Source organism: Mongoliibacter ruber (assembly GCF_003003005.1).
Classification (GTDB): Bacteria; Bacteroidota; Bacteroidia; order Cytophagales; family Cyclobacteriaceae; genus Mongoliibacter; species Mongoliibacter ruber.
Genome location: NZ_PVTR01000018.1, coordinates 42,825 through 69,154, shown reverse-complemented (window position 1 = coordinate 69,154; position 26,330 = coordinate 42,825). Strand labels below are relative to the sequence as shown.

Below are 26,330 nucleotides of genomic sequence, written 5' to 3'. Positions count from 1 at the left end.
ATTCGTCAATTCGTCAGTTCATCGATTTCACAATTACTCAGCCCTACAACCTACCACAAACTCAACCTTTAACCTTTAACATTTTCAACTTTTAAAGATTCACCTCTAGGGCATCAGTTGATCAATCCTACCTTCAGCAGGCAGATACACGATTCATCAATTCGTCAATTCGTCAGTTCATCGATTTCACAATTACTCAGAGCTACAACCTACCACAAACTCAACCTTTAACAATTTTAACCTTTAACGATTCACCTCTAAAGCATAAGGTGATCAATCCTACCTACTTAAGGCAGGTACAGGATTCACCCCAGTTCACCACTTACGCTTTCTCATCTGGCCTAAACCTGATTTCAGTGGGGTAGGGAAATGCATGTATGAATTCACCTTTTCTGATCTGATCTTGTAATTTGATCCAGTAATCCGGATTAAATAAATCTGCGTGATAGGTGAAAAAATGATCCTTTACATCTGCTCGACCAATCATCCACTTCTTGAAGTCTTCTGGAAACACATCATTGGCTTTGATATCATACCAAGGCTCTGAAGCGTAGATTTGCTCATAAGTTTCAGCTTTTGGTTTCCAACGGAAATTCATATCTGTCATAAACTCAATCTCATCGTAATCATAAAAAACCACTCTTTTTTGACGGGTCACTCCAAAATTTTTGGTCATCATATCACCTGGAAATATGTTTGCTTTTGCCAGTTGTAAGATAGCATTACCATATTCTTCGACTACGGTTTTGGCATCATCAGTATTACAGGTTTCCAAAAATATGTTTAAAGGTGTCATTTTCCTTTCTGTATATAAATGTTTAAAAATCAATTGGTTGTTTTTTATTTCAATCAATGAATTAACATTGCTTTTGAGTTCTTGGAGCAATTCTTCATCTATCCTTTCTAGGGGGAGATGAAACTCTTCAAACTCGTGCGTATCCGCCATTCTACCGACCCTGTCATGCAGTCCCACCATTTTATATTTATCCCTTACTTCCTGTCTAGTCATCATTTTGGGCGGATCAAAGTAATCCTTGATCATTTTGAAAACGATATTGTAGGATGGAAGGGTAAATACAGTCATTACCATACCTTTGATCCCTTCCGCAATAATGAATTTATCATCACTTTGGGCGAGATGATTGATGAAATCTCTGTAGAACTCTGTTTTGCCATGTTTATTGAAGCCTATGGCATTGTACAGCTCATGTACTTGCTTATGAGTAATGACAGAATTGAGAAAAGCTACCAATTGAGAAGGAATAGCTACTTCCACCATAAAATACGAGCGGGTAAAACTGAATATATGGGCCATGACTTTTGGGTCAAAAATCATTGTATCTACGTAAATCCCGTTTTCATTGTGTAAGAAAGGAATGATAAAAGGCATCCATTTACCACCGACTTTAGTTCTGCCAATGAGATAGGCCGCTTTATTTCTGTAAAACACACTTTTCAATACTTGGGTGATAGTATCTTTGGTGGGCTCATACCTTGTCAAAATTACTTCTCGAATGGCTCTTACAAGTAATTGAATGTCTTCTTCTTTATTGAAGTAATGTGCCCCAAAATCAAAGTCCTCCATGATTTTTCTGATGATTTTCTGTAAACCCCAAGAAGAAGGGTAACTGTGGTACAGGTTTTCATTGGTATGAAGGTCACAAGTATCATAGCCCTCATGCACATACATGATGTTTTCGTTGATACCAGATTGAGGTGAAATTTTCCTAAGGACCGAATTGAAAAAAGTCTCAGCCAACTCCTTGTCTTTCCTTTCAGTGATGATCCACGAGTAATAAGCTTTACTTTCTATCCAGAAATTTTGATCCAATGGCTCATCTTTGAGTGTCTCACTGAGAAGGAGTCTTGTAGCACTCACCTGATCTTTGTAGAGTCTTAACCTTCTTTTATGATTTTGCTGCATCCCGATCCAGTCTCTGTCCTTGAAGTGTTTTGGAGACAGGGAAGTGAGTTCATTGAAAGTATCAATATAGGACATGTAGCCCTCAAGGATCCTTTCTACAACTATTTTGACAGAATCTATTCTCATGAAAACTGTTTTTTTACCAGTGCTAGTTTATTCTCTTTATCTATTTGGGATTGAAGTTTCTGTAACTTTATAGGAGGAGCCACTCGAACTTCGCAGTTTTCGACAGGACATGCTTGGCAGGTAGTACCCACATGTTTGAGCTGGATTTGCTGGTCATTGTGGAACTTTACTTTTCTTTTGAATTGTGCGTTTACTTTGAGACCAAAAGAAATGCTGATTTGCTCCTGCCGCTTCATTCCTGATTGGTAGGCTATAGCAAACACAAAGTAAGACTGCCCGTCAGGATAAAAAGAATATTGTGCTTTTCCAATCCTTGATGTTTGACTTTGGCTGAAATCATCAAAAATCGTAGCGGAAACCCATCTTCTGCAATAATCTTCTTGATTTTTAGACCCATGAGGATGGTGAATCCCAGTGAGATGTAGTTCTTTATTAAGCGAAAATTGACCACTTGGTACGTTTTTTCCGATTCTAAGAAAAAAGAGTTCTTTTAAGCCAAAATGTTTGGGAAGTATATTCGTCAAGCGATATACCAAGGTTTCGGGCGTGACATTGTACTTTTCTATAAGGCCAAGTAAAAGCTCATGATCAAGTTTCTGATGTGAGAAGAATGCTTCCAAATCTTTGGTGATTTCCTTTTCTTCCATGAGCATGGCACAACTAAAATAACTCGCTTGAAAATGTTGTAGGACTTCTTCAAAGGAATTGACAGTAATCCAAGAAGACGAGTAGGGCCTCTTTTTAAGATTCAAAAATGCATAACCCAGCTCTCTTCCGATGGCGAAAATTTTTTGGTTTTCGGTCAGGTTGGGGTTGAACAGGAATTTAGGGTTTTTCCCCGGAAGCATCAGACTTCTGGTTTTGGAAAGGCCTACTTCTTTTTCAAAGTCATAAGGAATGACTTCATAATGAAACTCATTTTCTAAAATCTGCTTGAGTTTATCAAAGCCCGGCCGTAATGGAACATCGTATTTGTTCTTAAAAGACTGTGCTTGAATCTCCAGCTGTGGGAAATAATTGTCGTGCATCTCTTGGTATGCCCTGAGGGAAGACAAGAAAAACTCTTCCAGTGTAATGTCATAAGCACGGCTGATATCCATCAATGTGATGATGAATGCATTTAATTTGGTAGGTGTGTCAGAAAGGAGTTCTATGAATGAACTTGGCTCTATTCCAAATAAGTCTAAAGGTAATTCGGAAAGAATGTCAGAATGAAGGAGGTCGGCAATTGGCTTCATCTTGTCTTCCAATTGGAGGGAAACCAAATAATCATACTCAACTTCCAATGCTTCTGCCAATCTAAAAACCTTATCTGCTTTGGGGTATTTTTTGGATTTTTCAATTTCATTCAGGTAGGAAATTGAAACACCACTTTTTTCTGAAAGCTCTTGAAGAGAGAGGTTTTTTTCCTTTCTCAACTGTTTCAACTTTAATCCAAATATGATCCTTATGTTTTCTTCTTTCATACAAACTGATTTTTACTGATAGGCACAGCACCATCAATACTTCAATTTATCCCTGTTTTTCCAATTTCAAAGCGTTTTTGCGTTATTTTTTATTTTAGTGAAATATTACAAATAAAATAAAATAATAAAAAAGCGAATTTTCGCTTTTTTATTAAATTTCGTTTTCATACCTTTAAATCACTGATTCACATAACTATCAATATCATGACAATAGCCATCACAGACCATCTTAAGTTGCAAGTTTCTGCTGATATATCAGACGAATTTGCAAGAATCCTGACACCAGAAGCCTTGGAGTTTCTAGCTTATCTAGAATTGAAGTTTAGAGAAAAGAGATATTCCATTCTGGTGAAAAGGCAGCGCCAACAAGAAAGACTTGATAATGGAGAGTTGAGCGAATTATTGGGCGAATTGCCTAGTGTATCAGGTGACTGGCAGATAGCAGGAGTTCCTGAAGATTTACAGGATAGGAGAGTTGAAATCACAGGACCAGTAGATAGGAAAATGGTCATCAATGCTTTGAACTCAGGTTCAAAAGTTTTCATGGCTGATTTTGAAGATGCTTCTTCACCTACATGGGAAAACATGATTTCGGGTCAGGTGAATTTGTATGATGCAATCAGACGGCAAATAGACTATACAGCTGACAATGGGAAAACCTACAGTTTGGCTGATGAAATAGCTGTGCTTAAAGTAAGGCCGAGGGGTTGGCATTTAGAAGAGAAGCATATGAGCATCAACGGAGAGCCTTTGAGTGCTTCGATTGTTGACTTCGGTTTGTACTTTTTTCACAATGCTCAGACTTTGCTTTCAAATGGGACAGGGCCTTATTTCTACCTGGCAAAATTGGAAAGTCACTTGGAAGCAAGGTTATGGAATGAGGTTTTTGTGGCGGCACAGGATTACATGAAAATCCCACAAAAGAGTATCAAATCCACGGTTTTGATAGAGACGATTTTCGGGGCTCTGGAGATGGATAATATCCTGTTTGAACTCAAGGATCATATTGTAGCGCTCAATGCTGGCAGGTGGGATTACATTTTCAGTATCATCAAGAAATTTAGAAATCATGAGAATTTCATACTTCCGGACAGGGGGCAGGTAACCATGGGTGTGCCGTTTATGAAGGCATATGCAACCAAACTAGTGGAAGTCTGTCATCAGCGAGGAGCTCATGCTATAGGTGGTATGTCAGCTTTTATACCTGCCAAAGATGAAAAAATCAATCAAATGGCCAGGGCCAAGGTGAAAACGGATAAAGAACGTGAAGCTGGTTTGGGTTATGATGGGACATGGGTTGCACATCCATTTTTGGTAGATATAGCCAAAGAGGTGTTTACAAAAGCCTTTGATTTAGGGCAGTGTAATCAGAAAAACAAACCATTAATGCTTTCAGGATTGGAATCTAAAGATCTTTTGGATGTTCGGATTCCTGAAAGCAGCATCACAGAAGAAGGTGTCAGAACCAATATAAATGTTGGGATTCTATACATCGAGAGCTGGCTAAGAGGGGTAGGAGCTGCAGCACTTTATAACCTGATGGAAGATGCCGCGACCGCAGAGATCAGCCGAGCACAGCTCTGGCAATGGATAAGGCATCAGGTCAAAATGGACAATGGGCAAGCTGTCACAGCTGAACTCTATCAAGAACTCAAACTGCAGGAAATGGAAAAAATCAAATCGCTTATCGGTGATGAGCGTGCAAATGCCCCACAACTTCAACAAGCATCTCAATTGATGGACAAGTTGGTCTTGGGATCCACATTTATAGAATTTCTGACGCTACCAGCATATCAGCTTCTGGATTAAATAACAATACAAAACAAGAAATCACTTTTAACAAATTACTAGAAACCATGAAAATTGACAAAACACAAAGGGCCTTGGCATTGGAAAAAGACTGGGCTGTAAACCCAAGATGGAATGGCATCAAAAGAACTTACTCAGCAGAAGACGTAGTTAAGTTGGGTGGTAATTATCAGCTTGAATATTCCATAGCAAAAATGGGAGCAGAAAGATTATGGGATAAATTGACTTCACAACCATTTATCGCAGGTCTTGGAGCATTGACTGGAAATCAGGCCGTTCAGGAGGTTCAGGCTGGTTTGGAAGCCATTTACCTTTCTGGTTGGCAGGTAGCGGCAGATGCCAACCTTGCCGGTCAGATGTATCCTGATCAAAGCCTATATCCAGCAGATTCCGTTCCGGCGGTGGTAAAAAGAATAAACAATGCCCTATTGAGAGCCGATCAAATTCAAAATGTAGTAGGTACTGAGAATTTGCATTATATGGTACCAATTGTAGCTGATGCAGAAGCTGGTTTCGGAGGAAATCTCAATGCATTTGAATTGATGAAAATGATGATTGAGTCCGGTGCTTCTGGAGTTCACTTTGAAGATCAACTTTCATCTGCCAAAAAATGTGGTCACCTGGGAGGGAAAGTGTTGGTCCCTACACAAGAAGCCATCAATAAATTGATCGCAGCGCGCCTAGCCACAGATGTCATGGGTGTTTCCACTATTATCATAGCAAGAACAGACGCAGATGCAGCGACCTTGATTACTTCTGATATAGACGAAAGAGACCATAAATTCATCAATGGCAAAAGAACTTCTGAAGGTTTCTTTGAAGTCAATAATGGAATAGCTCAAGGTATTGACAGAGGTTTGTCATACGCACCATATTCTGATTTGATATGGATGGAGACATCAAATCCTGATTTGGGTTATGCAAGAGAATTTGCCCAGGCAATCCATGAAAAGTATCCTGGCAAAATGTTGGCCTATAATTGCTCTCCCTCTTTCAACTGGGCTGCTCATTTGAGTAAATCAGAAATGTTGACTTTCAGAGAAAGTTTGGCCGAAATGGGGTATAAGTTTCAGTTCATTACATTGGCAGGATTCCATGCTTTGAATACCTCTATGTTTGAGCTTTCTAAGGCGTACAAAGAAAGAGGAATGGCAGGATATTCCGAATTACAAGAGAGAGAGTTTGCCTTACAACCAGCTGGTTTCAAGGCAGTCAAACATCAAGCTTTCGTTGGGACAGGCTATTTTGATAAAGTTCAAGAAATAGTGACCTCTGGAATGGCTTCCACAGTAGCGCTAAAAGGCAGCACAGAGGAGTCACAATTTTGACAAAATATAATTTTCGCAATCGATTGTTTGGACAATTAGAAAACATTATTTACCTTTCGAGCATGTTATTCATTCATTGAATATCTACAATAGGTTTAATAGGTTTGAGAGATGGAAAAGGCTGGAACAATGTTCCGGCCTTTTTTGATTTTTACTCGATTTGTATTTTATTCGCTTTCATTTCAGACCAAAAAAATGAATTTAAACCGATCATTTTTCTTTCGTGTTTCCCTTCTCGGATTATTTGTTTGTGGTATGGCTTCTTGTGCTTCTGATAGGAATGTAGAAGAAGAGGTACTTGAAGATGAATATAACTTAGTAGAAGAAGAAATTCAATTGTTGGAAATAGGCATCCAACAAATGCAATCATGGGCTTCTCATTGGAAGTCCAATGAAAGTGCTTTTAGTCCTTCCGATTTTTCTTTAGATAAAAGAGTTTCAGTTGACCAATTGGAATGGCCTGAGGAAAATTACATAGACGAAAGCTCTCCTTTTTATCCTTATCTGATTCCGAATCCCGAAGGTAGAGGAGTGGTGGATATTTATAGTTATAAAATTGTCTTTCCCGAGCAAGGTGGACCTTTTCTTAATCCTGATTCAGAGGTCATTTATTTTAGAAATGACGGTATGAGGGAAAGATTGTTGTTTATGGGACCTTCAGGAGGTTTTGAAGATGCTGTGTGGGTCACACCCGAATACCTCTTGGTGTCAGGTTTTTTTGAAGAAGAAGCAGGGATCACTCCAAAGTTATGGCTGATTGATGTGAAGAATTCGGTACAATATATTTTTAAACATCCTCTTGTGACAACCAATTACTCCAAAGATGGGTTTTTAAAGAAAAAACTCAGTAAAATTGATTTTTAATGGAATTTGGAAAAGTAATCAGTAGGCTGGAAAAGGTACTCGAAAAACCATTACCTGGAAGAAAGGGACAGATTACCATGGCTCCTGTACCGGTAGATGAGGAGCGGTTTGCCCGTCAAATAAGAAAAGATTACCGAAAAGGTGCTGTTTTGATGCTTTTTTATCCTGATGCTTCAGGTGAATGTTTTGTTCCATTTATCAAGAGACCCAAATACCCTGGCGTACATAGTGGTCAGATTGCTTTTCCGGGTGGAAAGATGGAGGAAAGTGATGAAGATCTCGCTATGACTGCCTTGAGGGAATCAGAAGAAGAAATCGGAATTGATGCTTCTAAAGTCATTTTATTGGGAAGTATGTCGGAGTTGTATATCCCACCAAGCAACTTTATGGTTTCTCCTTTTCTTGGTTATGTAAACGAAAAACCGAAATTTATTCCTGAACCTTCAGAAGTAGACAGGATTATCAATTGTGCCTTTCAGACGATCTTGGATAAGAAAATCAGGAAGTCAGGTACAATAAAAGGTAGTGGTGGGTTCAATATGAAAGCACCATATTTTGACATTGATTCTGAGATGGTATGGGGTGCTACAGCTATGATGTTGGGAGAATTTACATACATGTGGGAAATGACTGATTTTTGATTTTTTAAGCATTTGTGGTATTGTTGCAAATAAACCTTCGTTTTCATGCAAGAATATACTCCTTTGATTACCAATGATGCCGTTGTATTTGGTATTTTGATGTTTATTTTGGCCTTGGTATTCGGTACTTCTTCCAGTAAGAATCCCTTTTGGCAAAAATTCTACAGGGTTATTCCATCTATTCTTTTGTGTTATTTTATTCCTGCTGTGTTGAATTCATTTGGGATAATCTCTGGTGAGTATTCTCAGTTATACAGTGTGGCTTCCCGTTACTTATTACCCACTTCGTTGGTTTTGCTTACACTGAGCATAGATTTTAAAGGCATTTTGAAATTAGGGCCAAAAGCTTTGATTATGTTTTTGGCAGGTTCATTGGGTATCATTTTAGGAGGGCCATTGGCTTTATTGACAGTGTCAGCCGTTTTTCCAGAAATCTTGGGAGGGGTAGGGCCTGACGAAATTTGGAGAGGTTTGGCTACTATTGCAGGCAGTTGGATTGGAGGAGGTGCGAATCAGACAGCCATGTTGGAGGTCTTTGAAGCTAGCCCAACGCTTTTTTCCCAAATGATAGCTGTAGATGTATTGGTGGCGAATGTTTGGATGGCAGTGTTATTGTTTTGGGCAGCCAAGCCGGGAAGGATTGACAAGATCTTCAAAGCTGACAGCTCAGCGATACATGAATTACAGGAAAAAGTAGAGAAATACAGGGAAGGGATTTTGAAAATCCCGACAATGGCTGATACTATGAAAATATTGGGGATTGGCTTTGCCTTGACAGGCCTAGCACATCTTTTTGCGGATTGGATGGCACCATTTATAGGTGAAAATTATCCTGCATTGAGTCAGTATTCATTGGACAAGACTTTCTTTTGGATTGTGGTGGTTGCCACGACAGGTGGTTTATTGCTGTCTTTTACCAAGGCGAGGGAACTGGAAGGTGCAGGTGCTTCCCGCTTAGGTTCGGTTTTACTTTACATTTTGGTGGCAACTATTGGAATGCAAATGGACCTGATGGCTATTTTTGACAGTCCGGTATTTTTCTTGATTGGGATATTGTGGATGATCTTCCACATAGTCATTATGCTGGTGGTCGCCTTTATCATCAAGGCCCCATTCTTTTTTGTCGCTGTCGGTTCACAAGCCAATGTTGGTGGAGCCGCTTCAGCACCTATTGTAGCTTCCGCATTCAATCCGTCTTTGGCACCTGTGGGTGTGTTGATGGCTGTTTTGGGATATGCTGTGGGGACTTATGGAGCGTATATCTGTGGTTTATTGCTGCAATTGGTGCATGGATAATTGACCTTTAATAGCAATGGTTATTTTTTTACGCTATTCTTCAACAAGCTAATTAAGCTGGCTTTTTAAGCTTTCGATATTCATAAGTACTTGCCTTCAAGAAGGTTCGATATTGATAGATATTGTGTTCAGGATCGCTGCTTGTTTTGAAACTTAGGCGCTACTTGTTTAATTCCGTATATGTGTAGAAATAATTTTATAGAAGACCGGAATTATTTCTAACCTTTTTCTTTTTGCCCGTACGCGGACGAAAATGTCCGTCTGTCCTACAGAGAATTATAGAAAAGATTCATTTCTAGGCTATAAACGCATTTTTATGACATGGCATAATAGTGGGGAAAGGTAGGTTGGATCCTTTATGTCCTTAATCAAAGTATACTGGATTTCTGCACAAAATCAGAACTAACCAACTCTAAATCCTCAGTGCCATGTGGAAAAATTATTTCAAAGTATCTTTTCGAAATCTACTCAAACGAAAACTTTATGCCGGTATCAATGTGCTGGGTCTTACAGTAGCCATTGTCAGCTTTTTAGCCATCGCACTATTTATACATCATGAAGCCACCTATGATAGCATGTATAAAGATTCCGACCGGGTGGTGAGGTTTGCTCAGCGTTTTTCTATGGCTGGGGAAGAACAAGTTGTTTCCATGACACCTGCAGCATTGGTGCCTACTGTAACAGAAGAGTTGGATGAGGTTGAAGTAGGTACCCTAATTTTTGATTACAGCATTTTTTCATCTGTATTGATCGATGCAGGAGAAGGGAACCATGAAGAAAACAAATTCGCTTTTGTAGATGAAAATTTCTTCGAAATATTCGACTTGAAACTTTTGGCAGGAGCTGAAGGCAAATTGCTTTCAGAACCGAACCAGATAGTGCTTACTATATCTACTGCACAGAGGTATTTCAAAAATCCACTTAATTCAATTGGAAATATGATAAAGGTGGATGGACAGGATTATCAGCTCATGGCCATTGTAGAAGATTTTCCCAGTAATAGTCATATTGATTTTGATTTTTTAGCGTCATTTATCACTACCAGAGATGGGAAAAATCCGCAATGGAGTCCTGCTAATTATTACTCCTATGCCAAACTTTCCCCCACGGCTGACAGGGAGGTTTTTGCTGGAAAGCTAGATCAAATGGTGGATAAATATTTTGGTGAAGATATGAGGAGCTATGGCTTTGAGATAGATGTATTGTTTCAGCCTTTGACATCCATTCACCTGGGCTATAGTCAACTCAAAGATATTAAGCCCGCCATAGACATAAAAAATCTATACATTTTTGGTTCTGTAGCCATCCTGTTGATCATGATTGGGATCATAAATTATGTCAATTTGGCTACAGCCGAAGCCACAGAAAGAAATAAAGAGGTAGGACTTAGGAAGGTTTTGGGTGCAGATAGGCCGCAGCTATTTGGACAATTTATTTCAGAATCTATGATTTTATCCCTATCAGGATTGATTTTCAGTCTTTTGATTTTATTTTTATTAAAAGGGGTTTTTGAGAGTTTTTCGGGTGTTCCCATGAATCTGGAACTACTAACAAGCCCATTGGGTATGCTTTTACTGATTGGGTTGATGTTATTGGTAGGTGTTTTTTCTGGATTTTATCCAGCCATGATTTTGTCAGGAATGGAACCGCTTCAGGCTTTGGGGAAGAAAGTGAGCAATTTCACCTCAGGCGCTTGGTTGAGAAGAAGTCTGGTAGTTTTTCAATTTTTCGTCTCCATCAGTCTTTTACTTGCCACTATTATAGTCAAACAGCAATTGGACTTTATGCAGACTGTAAACTTGGGATACGAACGTGAACAAGTCATAGCCTTGAATTTTCATTACAATATGGGGGATAAAATTTCTTCCCTTAGGAGTGAAATAGAAAGAACAGGTGCTGCACAATCCATGAGTATGTCAAATGCACTTCCGATCTTTATACAGGCGGGGTACTCCCTTTCCCCCGGTGGAGATAATGAAAAAGATCTGATGGTGACGGGATTTGCGGTCGACCATGATATTGTATCTACGCTCAATCTGAATTTATTGGCAGGAGTTGGTTTTTCGGATCAGGACATCAATTGGACGTATGCATACGAAAATGAAGAAGAGATGAATGTAATTTTCAATGAGGCGACCATCAAAGAGTTGGGTTGGACGGTAGAAGAAAGTATAGGGCGAAAAGTGAATTACAATGGTACTTTATCCAATATCAAAGGGGTGGTACAAGATTTCTACTTCAACTCTTTGCACAATCAGGTGGGTCCATTAGCTATTTTTATCCAGCCATCAGAAGCCAATTGGATATTGGTTAAACTGCCAAATGGAAATCCATCTGAGAGTCTTTCCAAGTTGGAAGAAGCTTGGAATGGCATATATCCGGATAGACCATTTGCGTATCGTTTTCTTGATGAAGAGTATGCCAAAATGTATCAGACTGAACAAAATGTTTCCCGCATTTTCCAACTCTTCTCAGGTATAGCCATTTTTATTGCCTGCATGGGGCTATTTGGATTGGTTTCTTATGTGGCCATGAGAAGAACAAAAGAAATTAGTATTCGCAAAGTACTAGGTGCTAAATCCACAGATGTGCTCAAGGTTCTTTCTTCAGATTTCTTTATGCTTTTAGGCCTGTCAGCGATTTTGTCCATAGGTTTTGGTATCTGGTTTAGCAGAGAATGGCTTTCCGGATTTGCATACAAGACAAGCCTATCACCTGTGATTTATGTGCTTGCCATTGGAGTAGTGAGTTTGATAGCCATGTTGACCATAGGATACCGCACTTTAAAAGTATATATCCAAAATCCTGTGGAAAGTTTGAAGGAAGATTGAGAAGGGATGAAGGATGATAAGAAGCGAGAAGCGAGAGACAAGAGACAAGAAACAAGAGGGGTTGATAGTGACCTTTGAGTTCCGATAGCTATCGGAATTGTAACCTCGAAGGTCTGGCGTGAAGAGACAACAAGACAGAAGCGAGAGACTAGAAGCAAGAGATACAATAGCCTCTGGTTAATAATGACTGAATAATCATAAGACCACAAAATAATGTTTAGAAACTATATCAAAATTGCGATCAGGAACCTGAAAAAGAACCCTGTATTTATGATGATCAACATCTTGGGGCTTTCCGTAGGGATGGCAGCGAGTATTTTGATTTTCATGTTTGTTCAGCATGAAGTAAGTTATGATAAATACCATGAAAATTCGGATCGGATTTACCGGGTTTCACGCTCTTTTTTCAATCAAAATGGTGAGGTAAACTTGCATCTGGGACATTTGGCTCCTCCATTTGGACCATTGCTAAAATCAGATTTCAATGAGGAATTGGAAGAGGTAGTGCGGGTATTGAATACCAATGTGATTTTGAAAGATGATGCAAATATTTTTGAGGAGAGAAGGTTTTATTTTTCAGACCCAGAAGTTTTTAAAGTGTTTTCTTGGGAAGTGGTCGATGGCAATCCAGAGGAAGCCTTGAATTTCCCTGATGGAATGGTGATTTCCCAAAGTATGGCAAAAAAATACTTTGGCAATGCAGAACCTATAGGTAGAAGCCTTGAAATGAAAATAGGATCAGCCACAGCCAATATGCAAGTGAGGGCAGTGATGAAAGATATTCCCGATAATTCCCATTTCAAAGCTGACTTTTTAGCATCCATGGAATTAGTGACAGAGTTTTATGGTGGGTATGAAGCGATGATGAAGAATTTCGGTTCTAACAATTTCGGAACGTATATCCTTTTGGCTGAAGGTGTGACATCACAAAGTATTTCCGATCAGATTCCTTCATTTTTGAATAGGCACGTGAATGTTGGCGATGATGGTTCCGCACCTTCCAATTGGACCAGTCTTCAACTTTGGCCTATCACTGATATACATCTTCATTCCAATTTGGATTCTGAGTTGGAACCCAACAGCAGCATAGAATATGTGTATATATATACAGCCATAGCAATTTTTATTTTATTGATTGCCTGTATCAACTTTATGAACCTTGCCACAGCCCGATCAGCCAAAAGAGCCATGGAAGTTGGTTTGAGAAAGGTGATGGGAGCCGATCGACAATTGTTGATAAGACAATTCATGAGTGAGACTATAATCTTAACATTTTTGGCCTTACTTATTGCCGTTGTTTTGGCAAGATTGACCCTGCCTGTTTTTGGGGATTTTACCGGCAAAGATTTGTCTATGAACCTTTTGGATCATCCTGAATACATTCTGGGAATGCTTGTTTTGGTAATCGTAGTAGGAATGCTGGCAGGCAGTTACCCTTCTCTTTTTCTCTCTGGTTTCCAACCGGTCAAAGTGCTTAAAGGGACTTATAAAATCGGTTCTATTCATGAAAAATTCAGATCTGCCTTGGTGATTGGGCAGTTTGCCATTTCTATCATATTAATAGTCGCTGTCCTTGTAGTGGTAAATCAGCTCGACTACATGAAAAATAAAGAGTTAGGCTTTGAAAAAGACCAGGTAATTGTGCTACCTGCCCATGCTGAATTGGTCGAAAATTATGAGACTTTACAAGACCGTTATATGCAACATCCGGGAATTGAAGCTTTGACCTTGGCTTCAAGGGTTCCCTCGGGAAGGCTTTTAGATGCCCAGGGAACAAAAGCTGAAGTCAATGGTGATTTGACCACGATGGATATCAGGCTTTCAGATATACATGTAAGCCATTCATTTATGGAGACATTTGGAATTGAAATGGCCACAGGCCGTGATTTCAATTATCAGCTGGCTTCAGACAGTACCGAGGCTTTTCTACTCAATCAATCTGCCGTCAGGGCTATTGGATGGTCTTCTGATGAAGAAGCCATTGGCAAGTCTTTGCATTATGGTATTAGAAGAGGCTATGTGGTTGGGGTTGTAAAAGATTTTCATTTTGAGTCATTGCACCAACCCATCAGTCCAATGGTCTTTATGATACCCAATGACAGATTCAATGAAGTAGCCTTTAAATTGAATGCTGAAAATTTCGATGAGGCCATTGCCTACCTTAGACAAGAATGGACAGCCTTGCGTCCCGATTTTCCATTCAACTATTACACCGTTGCAGACAGGTTTGAACAGCAATATGAAGCTGAAGAAAGGGTAGGGACTGTTTTTGGGTTTTTTGCAGGTTTGGCAATCCTGATATCAGTTTTGGGTTTGTTTGGATTGTCAGCCTATGCAACCGAACAGAGAACCAAAGAAATAGGAGTCAGGAAAGTGATGGGAGCAAGTATTGGCAGTATTGTGATGCTACTGGGCAAAGATTTCCTAAAGTTGGTATTGTTTGGTTTCATCCTAGCTGTACCGATAGCTTGGTATGGAATGAGTTCATGGTTGGATGGTTTTGCTTACAGCATATCAGTTTCATGGCTTGTATTCATCATGGCAGGGCTGATTGCAGCAATAATTGCAGCCTTGACTGTCAGTTCTCAATCCATTAGGGCGGCAATGATCAATCCAGTGGATGCTTTTAAGGTGGAGTAGTATGGGAGAAGCGAGATGCGAGATGCGAGATGTGAGAAGCGAGAGAAAAGAGTCAAGAGACAAGAAGCGAGAGCCGAGATGCGAGAAGCGAGAAGCGAGAGATTAGAAAAAAAGAAGCAAGAGACAAGAGCCAAGAAACAAGATGCAAGACTAACGTTACCCAATGCCATCGGCATGACTGATACAATAGCCTCCGGTTTTAACCGGAGGAAAAAAGAAGAAAAATCAGGTTTGTTTTTGGCCGAAAAAAGGTTGGAAGTGTAAAAGGCCTTTCGCCAAAAACAAGGATGGGTAAGAGAGGTGTGAAGCGTTCCACGGTAACTCGGGGATGAAACGATAATTCTAGGATGAAAGGCTTAAGAGCTATGAGTGAAGGCAAGATAAGAAGCGAGAAGCGAGAGATTAGAAAAAAAGAAGCAAGAGACAAGAGCCAAGAAACAAGACTAACGTTACCCAATGCCATCGGCATGACCGATACAATAGCCTCCGGTTTTAACAGGAGGACAAAAGAAGAAAAATCAGGTTTGTTTTTGGCCGAAAAAAGGGTTGTTGTGTAAAAGGCCTTTCGCCAAAAACAGGGATGGGAAAATGGGGTGTTAAGCGTTCCACGGTAACTCGGGGATGAAACGAGAAATCTAAGATGAAAGGCTTAAGAGCTATGAGTGAAGGCAAGGTAAGAAGCGAGAGGCGAGAGATTAGAAAAAAGAAGCAAGAGACAAGAGCCAAGAAACAAGAAACAAGACTAACGTTACCCAATGCCATCGGCATGACCGATACAATAGCCTCCGGTTTTAACCGGAGGACAAAGGAAGAAAAATCAGGTTTGTTTTTGGCCGAAAAAAGGTTGGAAGTGTAAAAGGCCTTTCGCCAAAAACAGGGATGGGAAAGAGAAGTGTGATGCCTGCCAGGGTTTCTCTTACGAGAAATGGAAAATTCAGAATGAAAAGTTTAGGAGCCATGAGTGAGATACTCACGGCGGCGGAAGGATGAGTTCAGATCTTTTCCTTTGCGAGCCTCTTCACCTTTTAAAACTCCGCGTGAACCATTTGATGAAAACTGTTCAACTATTTTAATAAACCTATATGTTTAAAAACTATTTGAAAATTGCCATCCGAAACCTGAAGAAAAGAAAAGGTTTTGCGCTAATCAATATACTCAGTCTCGCTTTGGGTCTGACAGGTGGGATTTTTATGCTGGTCTATGCTTTGGACGAATTTTCATTTGATAAATTCCACCAAAACGGAGACAGGATTTACCGGGTCAATACTGTTTTCATAGATGCAAAATCAGGAAATGAAGCTTATAACAGCACCAATGGATGGCCTGTGGGTAAAATTCTGGAATCGGATTTTCCTGAAGTGGAAAATGTGGTGTATACCATTACTTGGCCAAGATTGGAGGTCAAGACAGATGAGGAAAGGTTCAATCCCAGAATGGCTTACGTCACTGAGTCTTTCTTTGATGTTTTTTCATTTGAATCGCTCAAGGGAACACCTTCCTCCGCCTTATCCCAACCGTATCAGGCAGTCATTACTGAAAGTATGGAAAGCCGGATTTTCAAAGGTCAGGATGGGTTAGGAAAGGAGTTTTTTCTCGCTGATACTATTGCCGTAAAGGTAGGAGCCGTAGTCAAAGATTCTCCTGAAAACTCCCATATTCAATTTGAAGTACTGCTTTCCCAAGCGACTTTCGAAAGGTATACGGGGATTGAAGATTACATGGGGGGATGGGGAAATATCAATATGAGCAATTACCTCATGCTGCGGGAAGGTACAGACGCTGAAGCTTTCAAAGCAAAAGCCAAATCCGTCTACATGGATCATGTAGGAGAGATGATGCGTTCCTGGGGCGCAGAGGCTTTTCTTTATTTCGAACCCATGAAGGATATTTATCTCAGGTCGGAAGCAGGCAATTCTCTTGGGACATTGGGAAGCATTGACCGGGTGTACATGGTTTTGGGGATTTGCCTCTTTACAATCCTTCTGGCCTGTATCAATTTCATCAACCTTTCGACTGCCCGTTCTGTGGATCGTTTCAAAGAAGTAGGGTTGAGAAAAGTAGTGGGTTCGTCAAGGATGGCATTGATCACACAGTTTATGACAGAAGCGTTTGTGATGACTGTTTTTGGACTTTTGATTGCCATTTTTCTGTCCAGCACAATGATGCCGGTTTTCAATGAATTGGTCAATAAAACCTACAAGTTGGACAGCCTTTTAAAGCCTGAAATCATTTTTGGAATTTTCTCTTTGCTTTTCCTCATCAGTCTTTTTGCAGGTTATTATCCTTCCTTATACCTTTCAGGCCTGCAGCCCATAAAGATCCTGAAAGGGAAATTTAATCCCGGAAGTACAGGGCTGAATATGAGCAAAGCATTGGTGGTGTTTCAGTTTTTTATTTCTGTTTCCCTTGCGCTGGGAACTTTGGTCGTTCTCAATCAGCTGGATTTTATGCAGGAGAAAGAGCTGGGATTTGCCAAGAATGAAATCTTGGTGGTCGATGCTTCCAAACTGTCAAAAAACCGTATAGAAAGCCTCAAAAATGAATTGAACAATATCTCAGGGATCCAAAGTGTGGCTTATTCCAATGGGATTCCGGGAAGACCTGGATGGGTAGGACAGATTGCGTACCCGGATGGGAGAGAGGCAGAAAATCCTGCTTCTGTGGAGTACTTGTCCGTAGATGAGGATTACCTGAATACTTTAGAACTTGATATTGTGGCAGGAAGGTTTTTTGACCCTGAGCGAGAAACCGATCGTACCGATGGCTTGGTCCTTAATGAAAAGGCAGTCAGACTATTCGGCTGGGAAAGCCCCGAAGAAGCTTTGGGACAGAAAATCGTGTCCCCTTCCACCACGCCGCAGGGAACCGTGATAGGAGTGGTGAAGGATTATCATCAATTGGGCTTACAGCAGGCCATTCATGGCATTGCCATGGATTGGGCACCAGATTATTCTTATTGGCTGTCCATACGTTTTGAACCCGGTCAAACCACAGCCATTCTGGAGAACCTGAACCAAAAATGGATCAATGACTTTACTGGAATGGATTTCAAATACTTTTTCCTCAATGAAGACTTTGAAAGGCTCTATCAGGCAGAATTGCGCATGTCCAAGATGTTCCGGCTCTTTGCAGGGCTCACACTTTTGATTTCTCTGATCGGATTGTTGGGATTGGTTTCCTTTATGATCGAATCCCGATCTAAAGAAATGAGCATCAGAAAGGTTTTGGGTGCCGGAGTACCTCAGATCGTATATATCCTTTCCAGGGAATTTATGGTCTTGGTTATTTTGGCTTCAGTCCTGGCTGTTCCGGTATCTTTGTATTTTGGTAAGGAGTGGTTGCAGAACTTCGCCTACCGTGCTCCCATTGATTTGGGGAATTTTCTAGCGGTTGTTTTGATGGCGCTATTGGTCACCTTGACGGTCGTTGGCATGCAAGCCTTGAGGGCTGCTTTTAGAAATACGGTAAATGGTTTGAGGAGTGAGTAATTTTGGGTTGGATGGATTTTTCTATACGAAGATTCCCAATGCTCTTTCTAGTTCATTTTTAAACCTTCCTGTATTTTTCGCTTAATTCCTTGATCTTAAGGTCGGATTGAAGGTAAAATACCCCGTACAGGGTATTTTATCTCAGTACTGAATTTGGTAGGTTTGAAAATGTGAAATTCCAAAATGGAAAAGGTATTCATGAAACTCTAAAATTCATTTAATTGGCTTTGGATCTTTTTAAAAGCTAAGTATTCATTTTAAAAAATCAACTTTCTATGATACAGTTAAAAGCATTACCGGAATACAATAACTATTTAAACTTTAGAAAAGTCTTCAGGACTGAATTAAAAGAATCTAGCCTTGGTTTGCTCTTTTCATTTTTTGGCAGCCAGCAAAAGAAAGCCTTTGGAGTGATAGTGTTAGGATTTCTTTTGATTTTTTGTGGAAACCAGTTATTTGCACAGAGTGAGCCAGATTGGATAATTTCTTCTGATTTCACTCCAAAGTACACTTCATTTTCCAACGATGGAAAATACATTGTCCTTGAAAATGAAGACAAATATGAGGTTTGGAATCTTGAAAGCAGGGAACAGGTTCTCCAAGGTGATTACAGGAATAAAGTAGGGAGAAGTATTCCGGGAGTGGGGATCACTGAGGGGAGTGCCTTTTTATTGTTTGAGGAGGAAGAAATATTCCTTCAATTTGACTATACCCTAAGTTTTACTACGGCAACTGCTTTTGACTTGACTAACGGAGAAGAAAAATGGGTGAAAAATGACCTGGATATCGGTATTTCTACAGTCGAGTCAATTTACCAAATCCTGACAAATGCGCAGAGGTTAAGACAAGACGAGGAGACTCTGTCTGAGGCGACTTTTTCCGCTGCAACAGGAATGAACACGATTTCCAAAAAGAACAATATCCCTGTAAGCTATGTAGGTCATGACGAAAGGCTGAAAAAGTTGATCACATACCTACCCGAAAAAAATGCAATTGCTGTCAATGGCAAAGAAGGACTTCAGCTCTTGGAAATTAAGACAGGAGAGGTTTTGTGGCAACAAGCAGAATTAAAAGGTGGTTTGGGTGAGGTTTTTTATGAACCCAACAATGATGTCATCATTGCCATTAGAGTAAGTCAAACTGAACTACAGAACATCGCAGGAAGGCCTGAGGTTCAAGCCTTGAATGCACAGAATGGAGACTTGGTCTGGACTTTAAAGTACAGCGGTGACTTTATTCCAGGTACTGCATTTGTACGGAATGATGTTTTACTTCTGCCTTATTTCGGATTGACGCTGATCGATATCAAGTCAGGTGAAGAAATGGACAGTGACGTGAAAGAAGGAATGGAAAGGCATCGGAGAATGTACAGAAACATGTCTGTCTTAGGTGCCGGAGGTGAAGAAGGAAATACCTTAGGTGATAACAGTTCCTACCCTTTAGTCGATGAGAATGGAATCATTCATTATGTGGTAGGTATGCAAGGAGGAAAGCATATAGATCCCGATGGTAGTAGAAAGTCTTATCTTCAAATTGATTTCAATACAGGTGAAATTTTCCTACAGGAAGATAAAATTGCAAGACAAAACAACCGCGTCATTCAGGAAGAGTTGACAGATGAATTTTTGTACCTTAAAATGACCAATGGTTTGTCAGGTTCGTATATCGTGGCTCTTGACAGAAAAACGGGTCAAATTGCCTTTGAAACCGAAAAAGTGAGCAATAGGTTGGGGACTGACTTTGACCCATTTTTGTTTGACGGAGATAAAATTGTCGATGCTTCCTCCAAAGGAATCCATACCTATGATGCAAAGAGCGGGGAGAATATTTCCACTATCAATTACAAGGATTTTGAAGTGGGTAGGTTGAAAAATCAAATTGCATTTGACCATGGGTTGATTTTGATTGGAACGAAAGGGGTGGCCATCACAGACAATGAGGGGAATGTCCAGACTACCTTTGATGAGGTAGAAAAAATCACCGACCTTAGGCTCACTGCCAATGAAATCTGGATGGTGGAGGAGAACAGATTTTTTAGAGTAGGTACAGCGCCCATAGAGGTTTTGGAAGAAGTGAAATTTGAGAAAAATGAAAATGTGTTTTTTAGCTCTAATGGATCTTATTTGGTTAGGGTAGGGGCTTCAGGAAGGGAATTGAATATTTATCAAATGGAGTGATCTGCTTAAATAAAGATTCTTCCTGACTTTGGCAAAAGTCATAATTTGTCCGCCCTCGGACGGAATTGTTCGCTGCGGGTGGTGATCGAAAACAAAAAAAGCCCCTGAAGTCAAAAATGAGGGTTTATCCAATGGCACTGCTCTTGAATATAGCGCTAATTCATTGCGTTAAATTTTTGAAATATGCTTTACAATTACATATTGATCGCCATCAGGAATATCAAGCGAAACAAACTCCGCACTTTGGTTCATGTTCTTGGCCTTTCAATGGGTATTGCCATTTGTTTGGTGATTTTTAATGTGGTCTGGCATGCGTATAGTTTTGACAGGTTTCATACAGATAGTGAAAGGATTTTCAGAATCAACACCATGGAAGAGTGGGACTCCGGTAACATTTTTCAAACGTCAGGCACCAACGGACCTTTGGGAGAGGTGATTGATGAGGAGCTTTCTTTTATTGAAGAAAAGGGTAGGCTGTATGTTCTTTATGAGACGATGGTTATCCTACCTGAACAAAACAAAGTAATAGGAAGAAGTGATAAGGTTGCCTTTTCAAACCCAGGATTTTTTAAGATTTTTCAAAGAGAATGGCTTTCAGGAAATCCACAAACAGCCTTACAGGAACCCAATACAGCTGTCATTACTGCGTCTAGTTTACAAAAATACTTTCCCGGATTAGCCGCCAATGAGGTATTGGGAAAAGAAATCTTGTGGATAGATGCCTCAGATTCTATTTATGCCCAAGTGCAAGGTGTGGTGAAGGATTATTCCGAAAATACAGACTTTATTTTTACTGATTTTATTTCCTTTAGTACTATTTCCCAAAAAGGGAAAGCCGATTGGTATGGTCTACATAGTTGGACTAACCTGAATACTTCAAGTCAGCTATTTGTGAAGATTGGAGAAAACTCGGACAAATCCAATTTGGATGAAGGACTTGCTATCTTAGCCAAAAAATATTTTGACGATCAAGAAAGTCACCCGGAATTTATAGGTGAACCACTGGCAGAAATGCATTTCAGTGAAAACTTTGATGACACTACTATTTCCAAAACCCTTTTAAATGGACTCGTCTACATTGGGATTATTATTCTTCTGTTGGCTTGCCTGAATTTTATCAACCTTGAAACAGCTTTGGCTATCAATAAGGCTAAGGAAGTAGGAATCAGAAAAACATTGGGCAGCAACCGAAGTCAACTGGTAATGCAATTTTTGAATGAGACATTTGTCCTAGTACTTATAGCCTCTGCATTTTCGTTATTCCTTGCCGAATTGATCAAAACCTATTTCTCGGAATACCTGCCCACAAATTTTGATCCCTCATTTTTAAGTCCTATGAGCCTGATGTTTCTAGGTTTAATTGCTGTCATAATCACATTGATCTCTGGATTATACCCTGGATTTGTTTTGGCAAGTTACCAGCCTCAGCGTGCACTTAAAGGGGAACTAATGCACGAGCATGGTTTTTCAATTGGAGTATTTCTGAGAAAAAACCTCGCGGTCTTACAGTTTACTGCCTCTATCACTTTTATCATCATGGTATTGGTGCTGACAAGTCAACTCAAATACATCAGTTCTCAGCCTTTGGGTTTCGAAAAAGAGGCTGTGATGTACACAAATCTTCCCTTTATGGGAGAAAGGTCACAAAGAGAATTACTGGCAGAGAGAATGAGGAATGAAAGTTTTGTATCAGGGGTAAGCCTAAGTAATAACCTGGTGTCTTCCAACTCTATTTGGACTTCCGACGCTTACGTAATGGTAGATTCTGTAGAACAGCAAATGAATGTACATGTGATGAACGTCGATTCGGCATTCGTTTCGGTCAATGGAATCCCTTTGTTGGCAGGAAGAAAACCACACAACGTAGGTGACGAAATACTGGTAAACAGGAATTTTCTGAAAGCTATGGGGGCTACAGATCCATCAGATATCATTGGCCAAACTATCAATTTCAGGGCAGAAAGCAATACTATAGTTGGGGTAGTGGAGAATTTCAATGCCCGTAACCTCAAAGAAGAAATTATGCCTATGGTTCTGATTTACCAGCCTGATTATTATTACTTACTGACTGCAAAAGTATCCTCTCAACAAAACCTTTCCTATGCCAAAGAGCGGCTTGAGGCTATGGTGGAGGAAGTTTTTCCTTATGATGCTTCCGGTTTTAATTTTATAGACGAGGTTTTGGAAGGATTTTATGATGTGGATAGGAAAATCCAAGGAGTACTTGGTTTTGCCGCAGGTATAGCCATTCTAATTTCTATTTTGGGTCTGTTTGGATTATCGTCATTTACCATTGCCCAAAGAAGCAAAGAGGTAAGTATCAGGAAGGTGATGGGTGCAGATATTTTGCAGATTATCTCCTTGGTGAGCAAACAGTATGTTTGGCTTGTGTTGGTTTCATTTGTCCTGGCAGCCTATCCTGCATATTACCTCAGCAATATGTGGCTTCAGGAGTATGCTTATAGAATTGAAATGCCTTATTTGTTATTTGTGGGTGTAGGATTTGGAGTGCTGGTGTTGGCCTTGCTTGTAGTGGGATTCCATTCCCTCGGAGTAGCCAAGACCAACCCTGCAGAGATATTGAAGAGTGAGTGAGATAAAGAATGAAAATTTTAGATTTAAGATTTTAGATTTAAGACCGAGTGGGATGAAGGGTTAAGTAAAGGATGAGGGAGGAAGGATGAAGGATGACAGGGAGAGATTAGAAGCGAGAAGCGAGAGCCGAGATTTGAATTTAGGAACAAATATGCAAGATCAAAGTAAATTTACGAATGACGATTTACGAATTACGAGGCTTTTTTGAGTTCAGCTCTGCAAATTATTTATAATGCGAGAGACAAGAAAAAAGACCAAATGCCGTAGGATTTCCTGCCGGAGGCAAGGCATGACCGATATAATATCCCGGTAATTTCTTGCCGGGATTAGGGAAAGAGGGTAAGTATCCAAAGTGCCATAGGATTTCCTACCCTAGGTATGGCACGAACGATCCGCCACGGCAGACGAGTTGTATAAGTTTATGAAAAAGTAGCCAGTAAACCCCAGAATGAATTGTCCTGAGAATCGTGAAACTGAAGAAAATGTCAAATAAAGTCAACAGGTTGAAAGGCAAGGCCAGAGTTCCATTTATGGCTCTTTGTGCTTGGTGCTTTGTACAATCACCACAATCCTTCAAACCAAAACAAACTCACAACCAATGCTAAAAAACATCCTAAAAATCGCTCTAAGAAGCTTTTGGAAGACTAAAAGCATCTCCATCATCAATGTCCTTGGATTGTCATTGGGGATTGCCCTTTGTTTGATCATTACTCTTTTTGTCCGTAATGAGCTTTCCTATGACAAGCATTTTACCAATTCCGATAGGATCTATCGGGTCGCTTCAGATATTGTCTTTGGAGGCAATGCCTATAAAATGACATTTGCACCGGCTCCAATGGCAGAGGCATTGATGGAGGAAATTCCCGAGGTGGAGGCCGCTGTTCATTTCAGAAATCAAGGTTCTTTTTTGATCAAGAGGTACGATGACAATATCAAAGAAACCAATATAATATTTGCAGGTAAGAAATTTTTGGAGGTCTTTGATATCCCTTTGGTGCAAGGCAGTAAGAGGGGGGCATTGGATGAACCAAATACAATGCTCATTAGTCAAACAATGGCAGATAAGTTTTTCAAAGGAGAAAATGCAGTGGGTCAATCTTTGATCTTGGACAATGCTTCTGACTATAAGATTACAGGAGTGTATGAGGATATTCCGGATAACACCCATTTTAATTTCCAAGTGTTGTTGTCAGCGGAAGGCTTGGATGAAGCCAAATCTCCGCTTTGGCTTGGTAATAATTTCCAAACATACATGCTCGTAAATCCTGGAACTGATCAAAAGGAATTAGAGCAAAAAATCACTGCGATGACTCAAAAGCATTTGATACCAGTGTTGAAACAGGTGCTTGGAGAAGACTTTACCCTAGAGCAGTTTATCGCAAGCGGCAATAAAGTTGAATACTTTCTTCAGCCTTTGTTGGATATCCATTTGCACAGTGATTTGATGGGTGAGTTTAAAGCTAATTTTTCAAGCACCTACATTTATATGTTTGTAGCCATTGCAGTTTTTATTTTGTTGATTGCTTGTATCAACTTTATGAATTTGGCTACGGCCAAATCTTCCAATCGTGCAAAAGAGGTTGGGGTCCGTAAAAGCATGGGCTCAGGTAGGGGAGAGCTGATTTTCCAATTCATGGCTGAGACTTTTTTAATGAGTTTTATTTCTTTTGTTTTAGCGATTTTTATAGCCTCTCTTTTACTGCCATTTTTCAATGATTTGGCAGGTAGAAATTTGATTTTGCCGATTGGTGAAATTGGGTTTTATGTCGGCTTAATGTTAGGCGCTGTTTCTGTAGGTTTGATTGCGGGTATATATCCATCACTTTTTCTTTCTGGATTTAAACCTGCCAAAGTACTGAAGGGAGATGTTTCAAATGGAATGAAAAGTAGTGCAGTAAGAAGTTCATTGGTGGTGTTTCAGTTTTCTATTTCCATCATATTGATTTTTTGCACCATAGTACTTTTTTCCCAAATGAATTTCATTCAAAATAAAAACTTAGGTTTCAACAAAGACCAGGTTATCATGGTACATGACCTATACGCTTTGGGAAGTCAAAAGCAGACATTTAAGCAAGAAGTCTTGGGTAGTTCATTGATTGAAAAGGGGACATTGAGTGGGTTTTTGCCCGTGTCGGGAACCAATAGGTCGGATAATCCATGGTGGGTGATGGGTCGGGATATACAAGATCAGGAAAATATGGTTTCCATCCAGAATTGGAAGGTGGATTTTGATTATGTCAATACCTTGGGAATGAAGGTAGTACAGGGAAGAGATTTTTCCTTGGATTTCCCATCTGATTCATCTGCAGTGATCATAAATGAATCGGCATTACGCAACTTTAATTTTGAAGGTGACCCTATTGGTCAGAAAATCTCAACCTTTTCGGGAGACAATGTTTCTGGTTTGAATACAGAAAACTTAGATGCCAAGACTGTCATAGGAGTGGTTGAAAACTTTCATTTTGAATCCCTCAAAGAAAATATTGGGGCAGTTTTGATGTATATAGATCCTAATCCAACAGGTATTGCTTCATTTAGATTTAAGGCCCAAGACGTGCAGGAAGTTTTGCAATTGTTGGAGAACAAATGGAAAGAACTGGCGCCAGGACAACCTTTTACCTATGAATTTTTGGATGAGAGGTTTACCTACATGTATGCATCAGAAACAAGGATAGGGAAGGTGTTTGCTGCATTTACCGGTTTTGCCATTTTTATTGCCTGCATGGGCTTGTTTGCTTTGACAGCGTTCACTGCAGAGCAGCGTAGAAAAGAAATAGGCATCAGAAAAGCCTTAGGAGCCTCTGTCAGTTCACTTGTACTTCTATTGTCTAAGGAGTTTACGAAGTTGGTATTGATAGCATTTGTAATAGCTGCACCTTTGGCTTGGTGGGCAATGAGCAAATGGTTAGAAGATTATCAGTATAGGATTCAATTGGGTTGGGGAACATTCCTGTTTGCGATATCTGTAGTAATGCTGATAGCATGGTCAGTGATGGGGGTTCAGTCACTCAGGGCAGCATCTACCAATCCAGTTGATTCTTTAAAGGGGGAGTGAAAGAAGATTTACGAGCGACGATTTACGTGCTTCCTGTCCGGTATTCAGGATTATGACGCGCAATTGGTCATATTCCTAATTGGGTTTAGA

16 protein-coding genes are annotated in these 26,330 nt (G+C 40.0%); 14 read left to right on the top strand and 2 right to left on the bottom strand.

From position 1 onward, the window contains the following. Positions 1-322: 322 nt before the first annotated feature. A complete protein-coding gene (gene aceK / locus CLW00_RS19985) occupies positions 323-2,050 on the bottom strand; it encodes a bifunctional isocitrate dehydrogenase kinase/phosphatase (RefSeq protein WP_106135485.1) in 1,728 nt (575 codons plus the stop codon). Further along, positions 2,047-3,516 carry a helix-turn-helix domain-containing protein gene (locus CLW00_RS19980; protein ID WP_106135484.1) on the bottom strand — a complete coding sequence of 490 codons (1,470 nt, stop codon included), beginning with the start codon at positions 3,514-3,516 and terminating at the stop codon, positions 2,047-2,049. Before CLW00_RS19980 ends, aceK begins: the two co-directional genes overlap by 4 nt. 204 nt (positions 3,517-3,720) lie before the next feature. Here CLW00_RS19980 and aceB point away from each other — a divergent pair, with 204 nt between their 5' ends. The 14 genes from aceB (at position 3,721) to CLW00_RS19910 (ending at position 26,240) form a co-directional block, all read left to right on the top strand. Beyond that, positions 3,721-5,325 (top strand): malate synthase A, encoded by a 1,605-nt coding sequence (gene aceB, locus CLW00_RS19975; protein WP_106135483.1) that lies wholly within the window; start codon positions 3,721-3,723, stop codon positions 5,323-5,325. 47 nt (positions 5,326-5,372) lie between these two features. After that, entirely contained in the window at positions 5,373-6,653 is a 1,281-nt protein-coding gene (aceA, locus tag CLW00_RS19970) for an isocitrate lyase (protein WP_106135482.1), read from the top strand. A gap of 195 nt (positions 6,654-6,848) precedes the next feature. Beyond that, complete coding sequence (locus tag CLW00_RS19965; protein WP_245917416.1) at positions 6,849-7,517, top strand: bifunctional isocitrate dehydrogenase kinase/phosphatase; 669 nt, start codon at positions 6,849-6,851, stop codon at positions 7,515-7,517. Next, positions 7,517-8,158 carry an NUDIX hydrolase gene (locus CLW00_RS19960; protein ID WP_106135481.1) on the top strand — a complete coding sequence of 214 codons (642 nt, stop codon included), beginning with the start codon at positions 7,517-7,519 and terminating at the stop codon, positions 8,156-8,158. The genes CLW00_RS19965 and CLW00_RS19960 overlap by 1 nt, the downstream gene beginning before the upstream one ends. Before the next feature lie 45 nt (positions 8,159-8,203). After that, on the top strand, positions 8,204-9,454 hold the full coding sequence (locus CLW00_RS19955; protein ID WP_106135480.1) for a DUF819 family protein: 1,251 nt from the start codon (positions 8,204-8,206) through the stop codon (positions 9,452-9,454). Positions 9,455-9,882: 428 nt separating this feature from the next. Beyond that, positions 9,883-12,285 (top strand): ABC transporter permease, encoded by a 2,403-nt coding sequence (locus CLW00_RS19950; protein ID WP_106135479.1) that lies wholly within the window; start codon positions 9,883-9,885, stop codon positions 12,283-12,285. Positions 12,286-12,498: 213 nt separating this feature from the next. Continuing rightward, a complete protein-coding gene (locus CLW00_RS19945) occupies positions 12,499-14,925 on the top strand; it encodes an ABC transporter permease (RefSeq protein WP_106135478.1) in 2,427 nt (808 codons plus the stop codon). A 15-nt stretch (positions 14,926-14,940) separates the two neighbouring features. Further along, positions 14,941-15,189: a hypothetical protein gene (locus tag CLW00_RS19940; protein ID WP_106135477.1), complete on the top strand. Its 249-nt coding sequence runs from the start codon at positions 14,941-14,943 to the stop codon at positions 15,187-15,189. An 83-nt stretch (positions 15,190-15,272) separates the two neighbouring features. Further along, positions 15,273-15,482, top strand: coding sequence for a hypothetical protein (locus CLW00_RS19935; RefSeq protein ID WP_106135476.1), 210 nt, complete (start codon positions 15,273-15,275; stop codon positions 15,480-15,482). Positions 15,483-15,565: 83 nt separating this feature from the next. Then, positions 15,566-15,781 carry a hypothetical protein gene (locus CLW00_RS19930; RefSeq protein ID WP_146131466.1) on the top strand — a complete coding sequence of 72 codons (216 nt, stop codon included), beginning with the start codon at positions 15,566-15,568 and terminating at the stop codon, positions 15,779-15,781. A gap of 226 nt (positions 15,782-16,007) precedes the next feature. Next, positions 16,008-18,413, top strand: a complete 2,406-nt coding sequence (locus CLW00_RS19925) for an ABC transporter permease (protein ID WP_106135474.1) — start codon at positions 16,008-16,010, stop codon at positions 18,411-18,413. 275 nt (positions 18,414-18,688) lie between these two features. After that, entirely contained in the window at positions 18,689-20,590 is a 1,902-nt protein-coding gene (locus CLW00_RS19920; RefSeq protein WP_106135473.1) for an outer membrane protein assembly factor BamB family protein, read from the top strand. A 183-nt stretch (positions 20,591-20,773) separates the two neighbouring features. Continuing rightward, positions 20,774-23,185 (top strand): ABC transporter permease, encoded by a 2,412-nt coding sequence (locus tag CLW00_RS19915; protein WP_106135472.1) that lies wholly within the window; start codon positions 20,774-20,776, stop codon positions 23,183-23,185. A gap of 598 nt (positions 23,186-23,783) precedes the next feature. Next, positions 23,784-26,240, top strand: a complete 2,457-nt coding sequence (locus CLW00_RS19910; protein WP_106135471.1) for an ABC transporter permease — start codon at positions 23,784-23,786, stop codon at positions 26,238-26,240. The last annotated feature ends 90 nt before the right edge of the window (positions 26,241-26,330 follow it).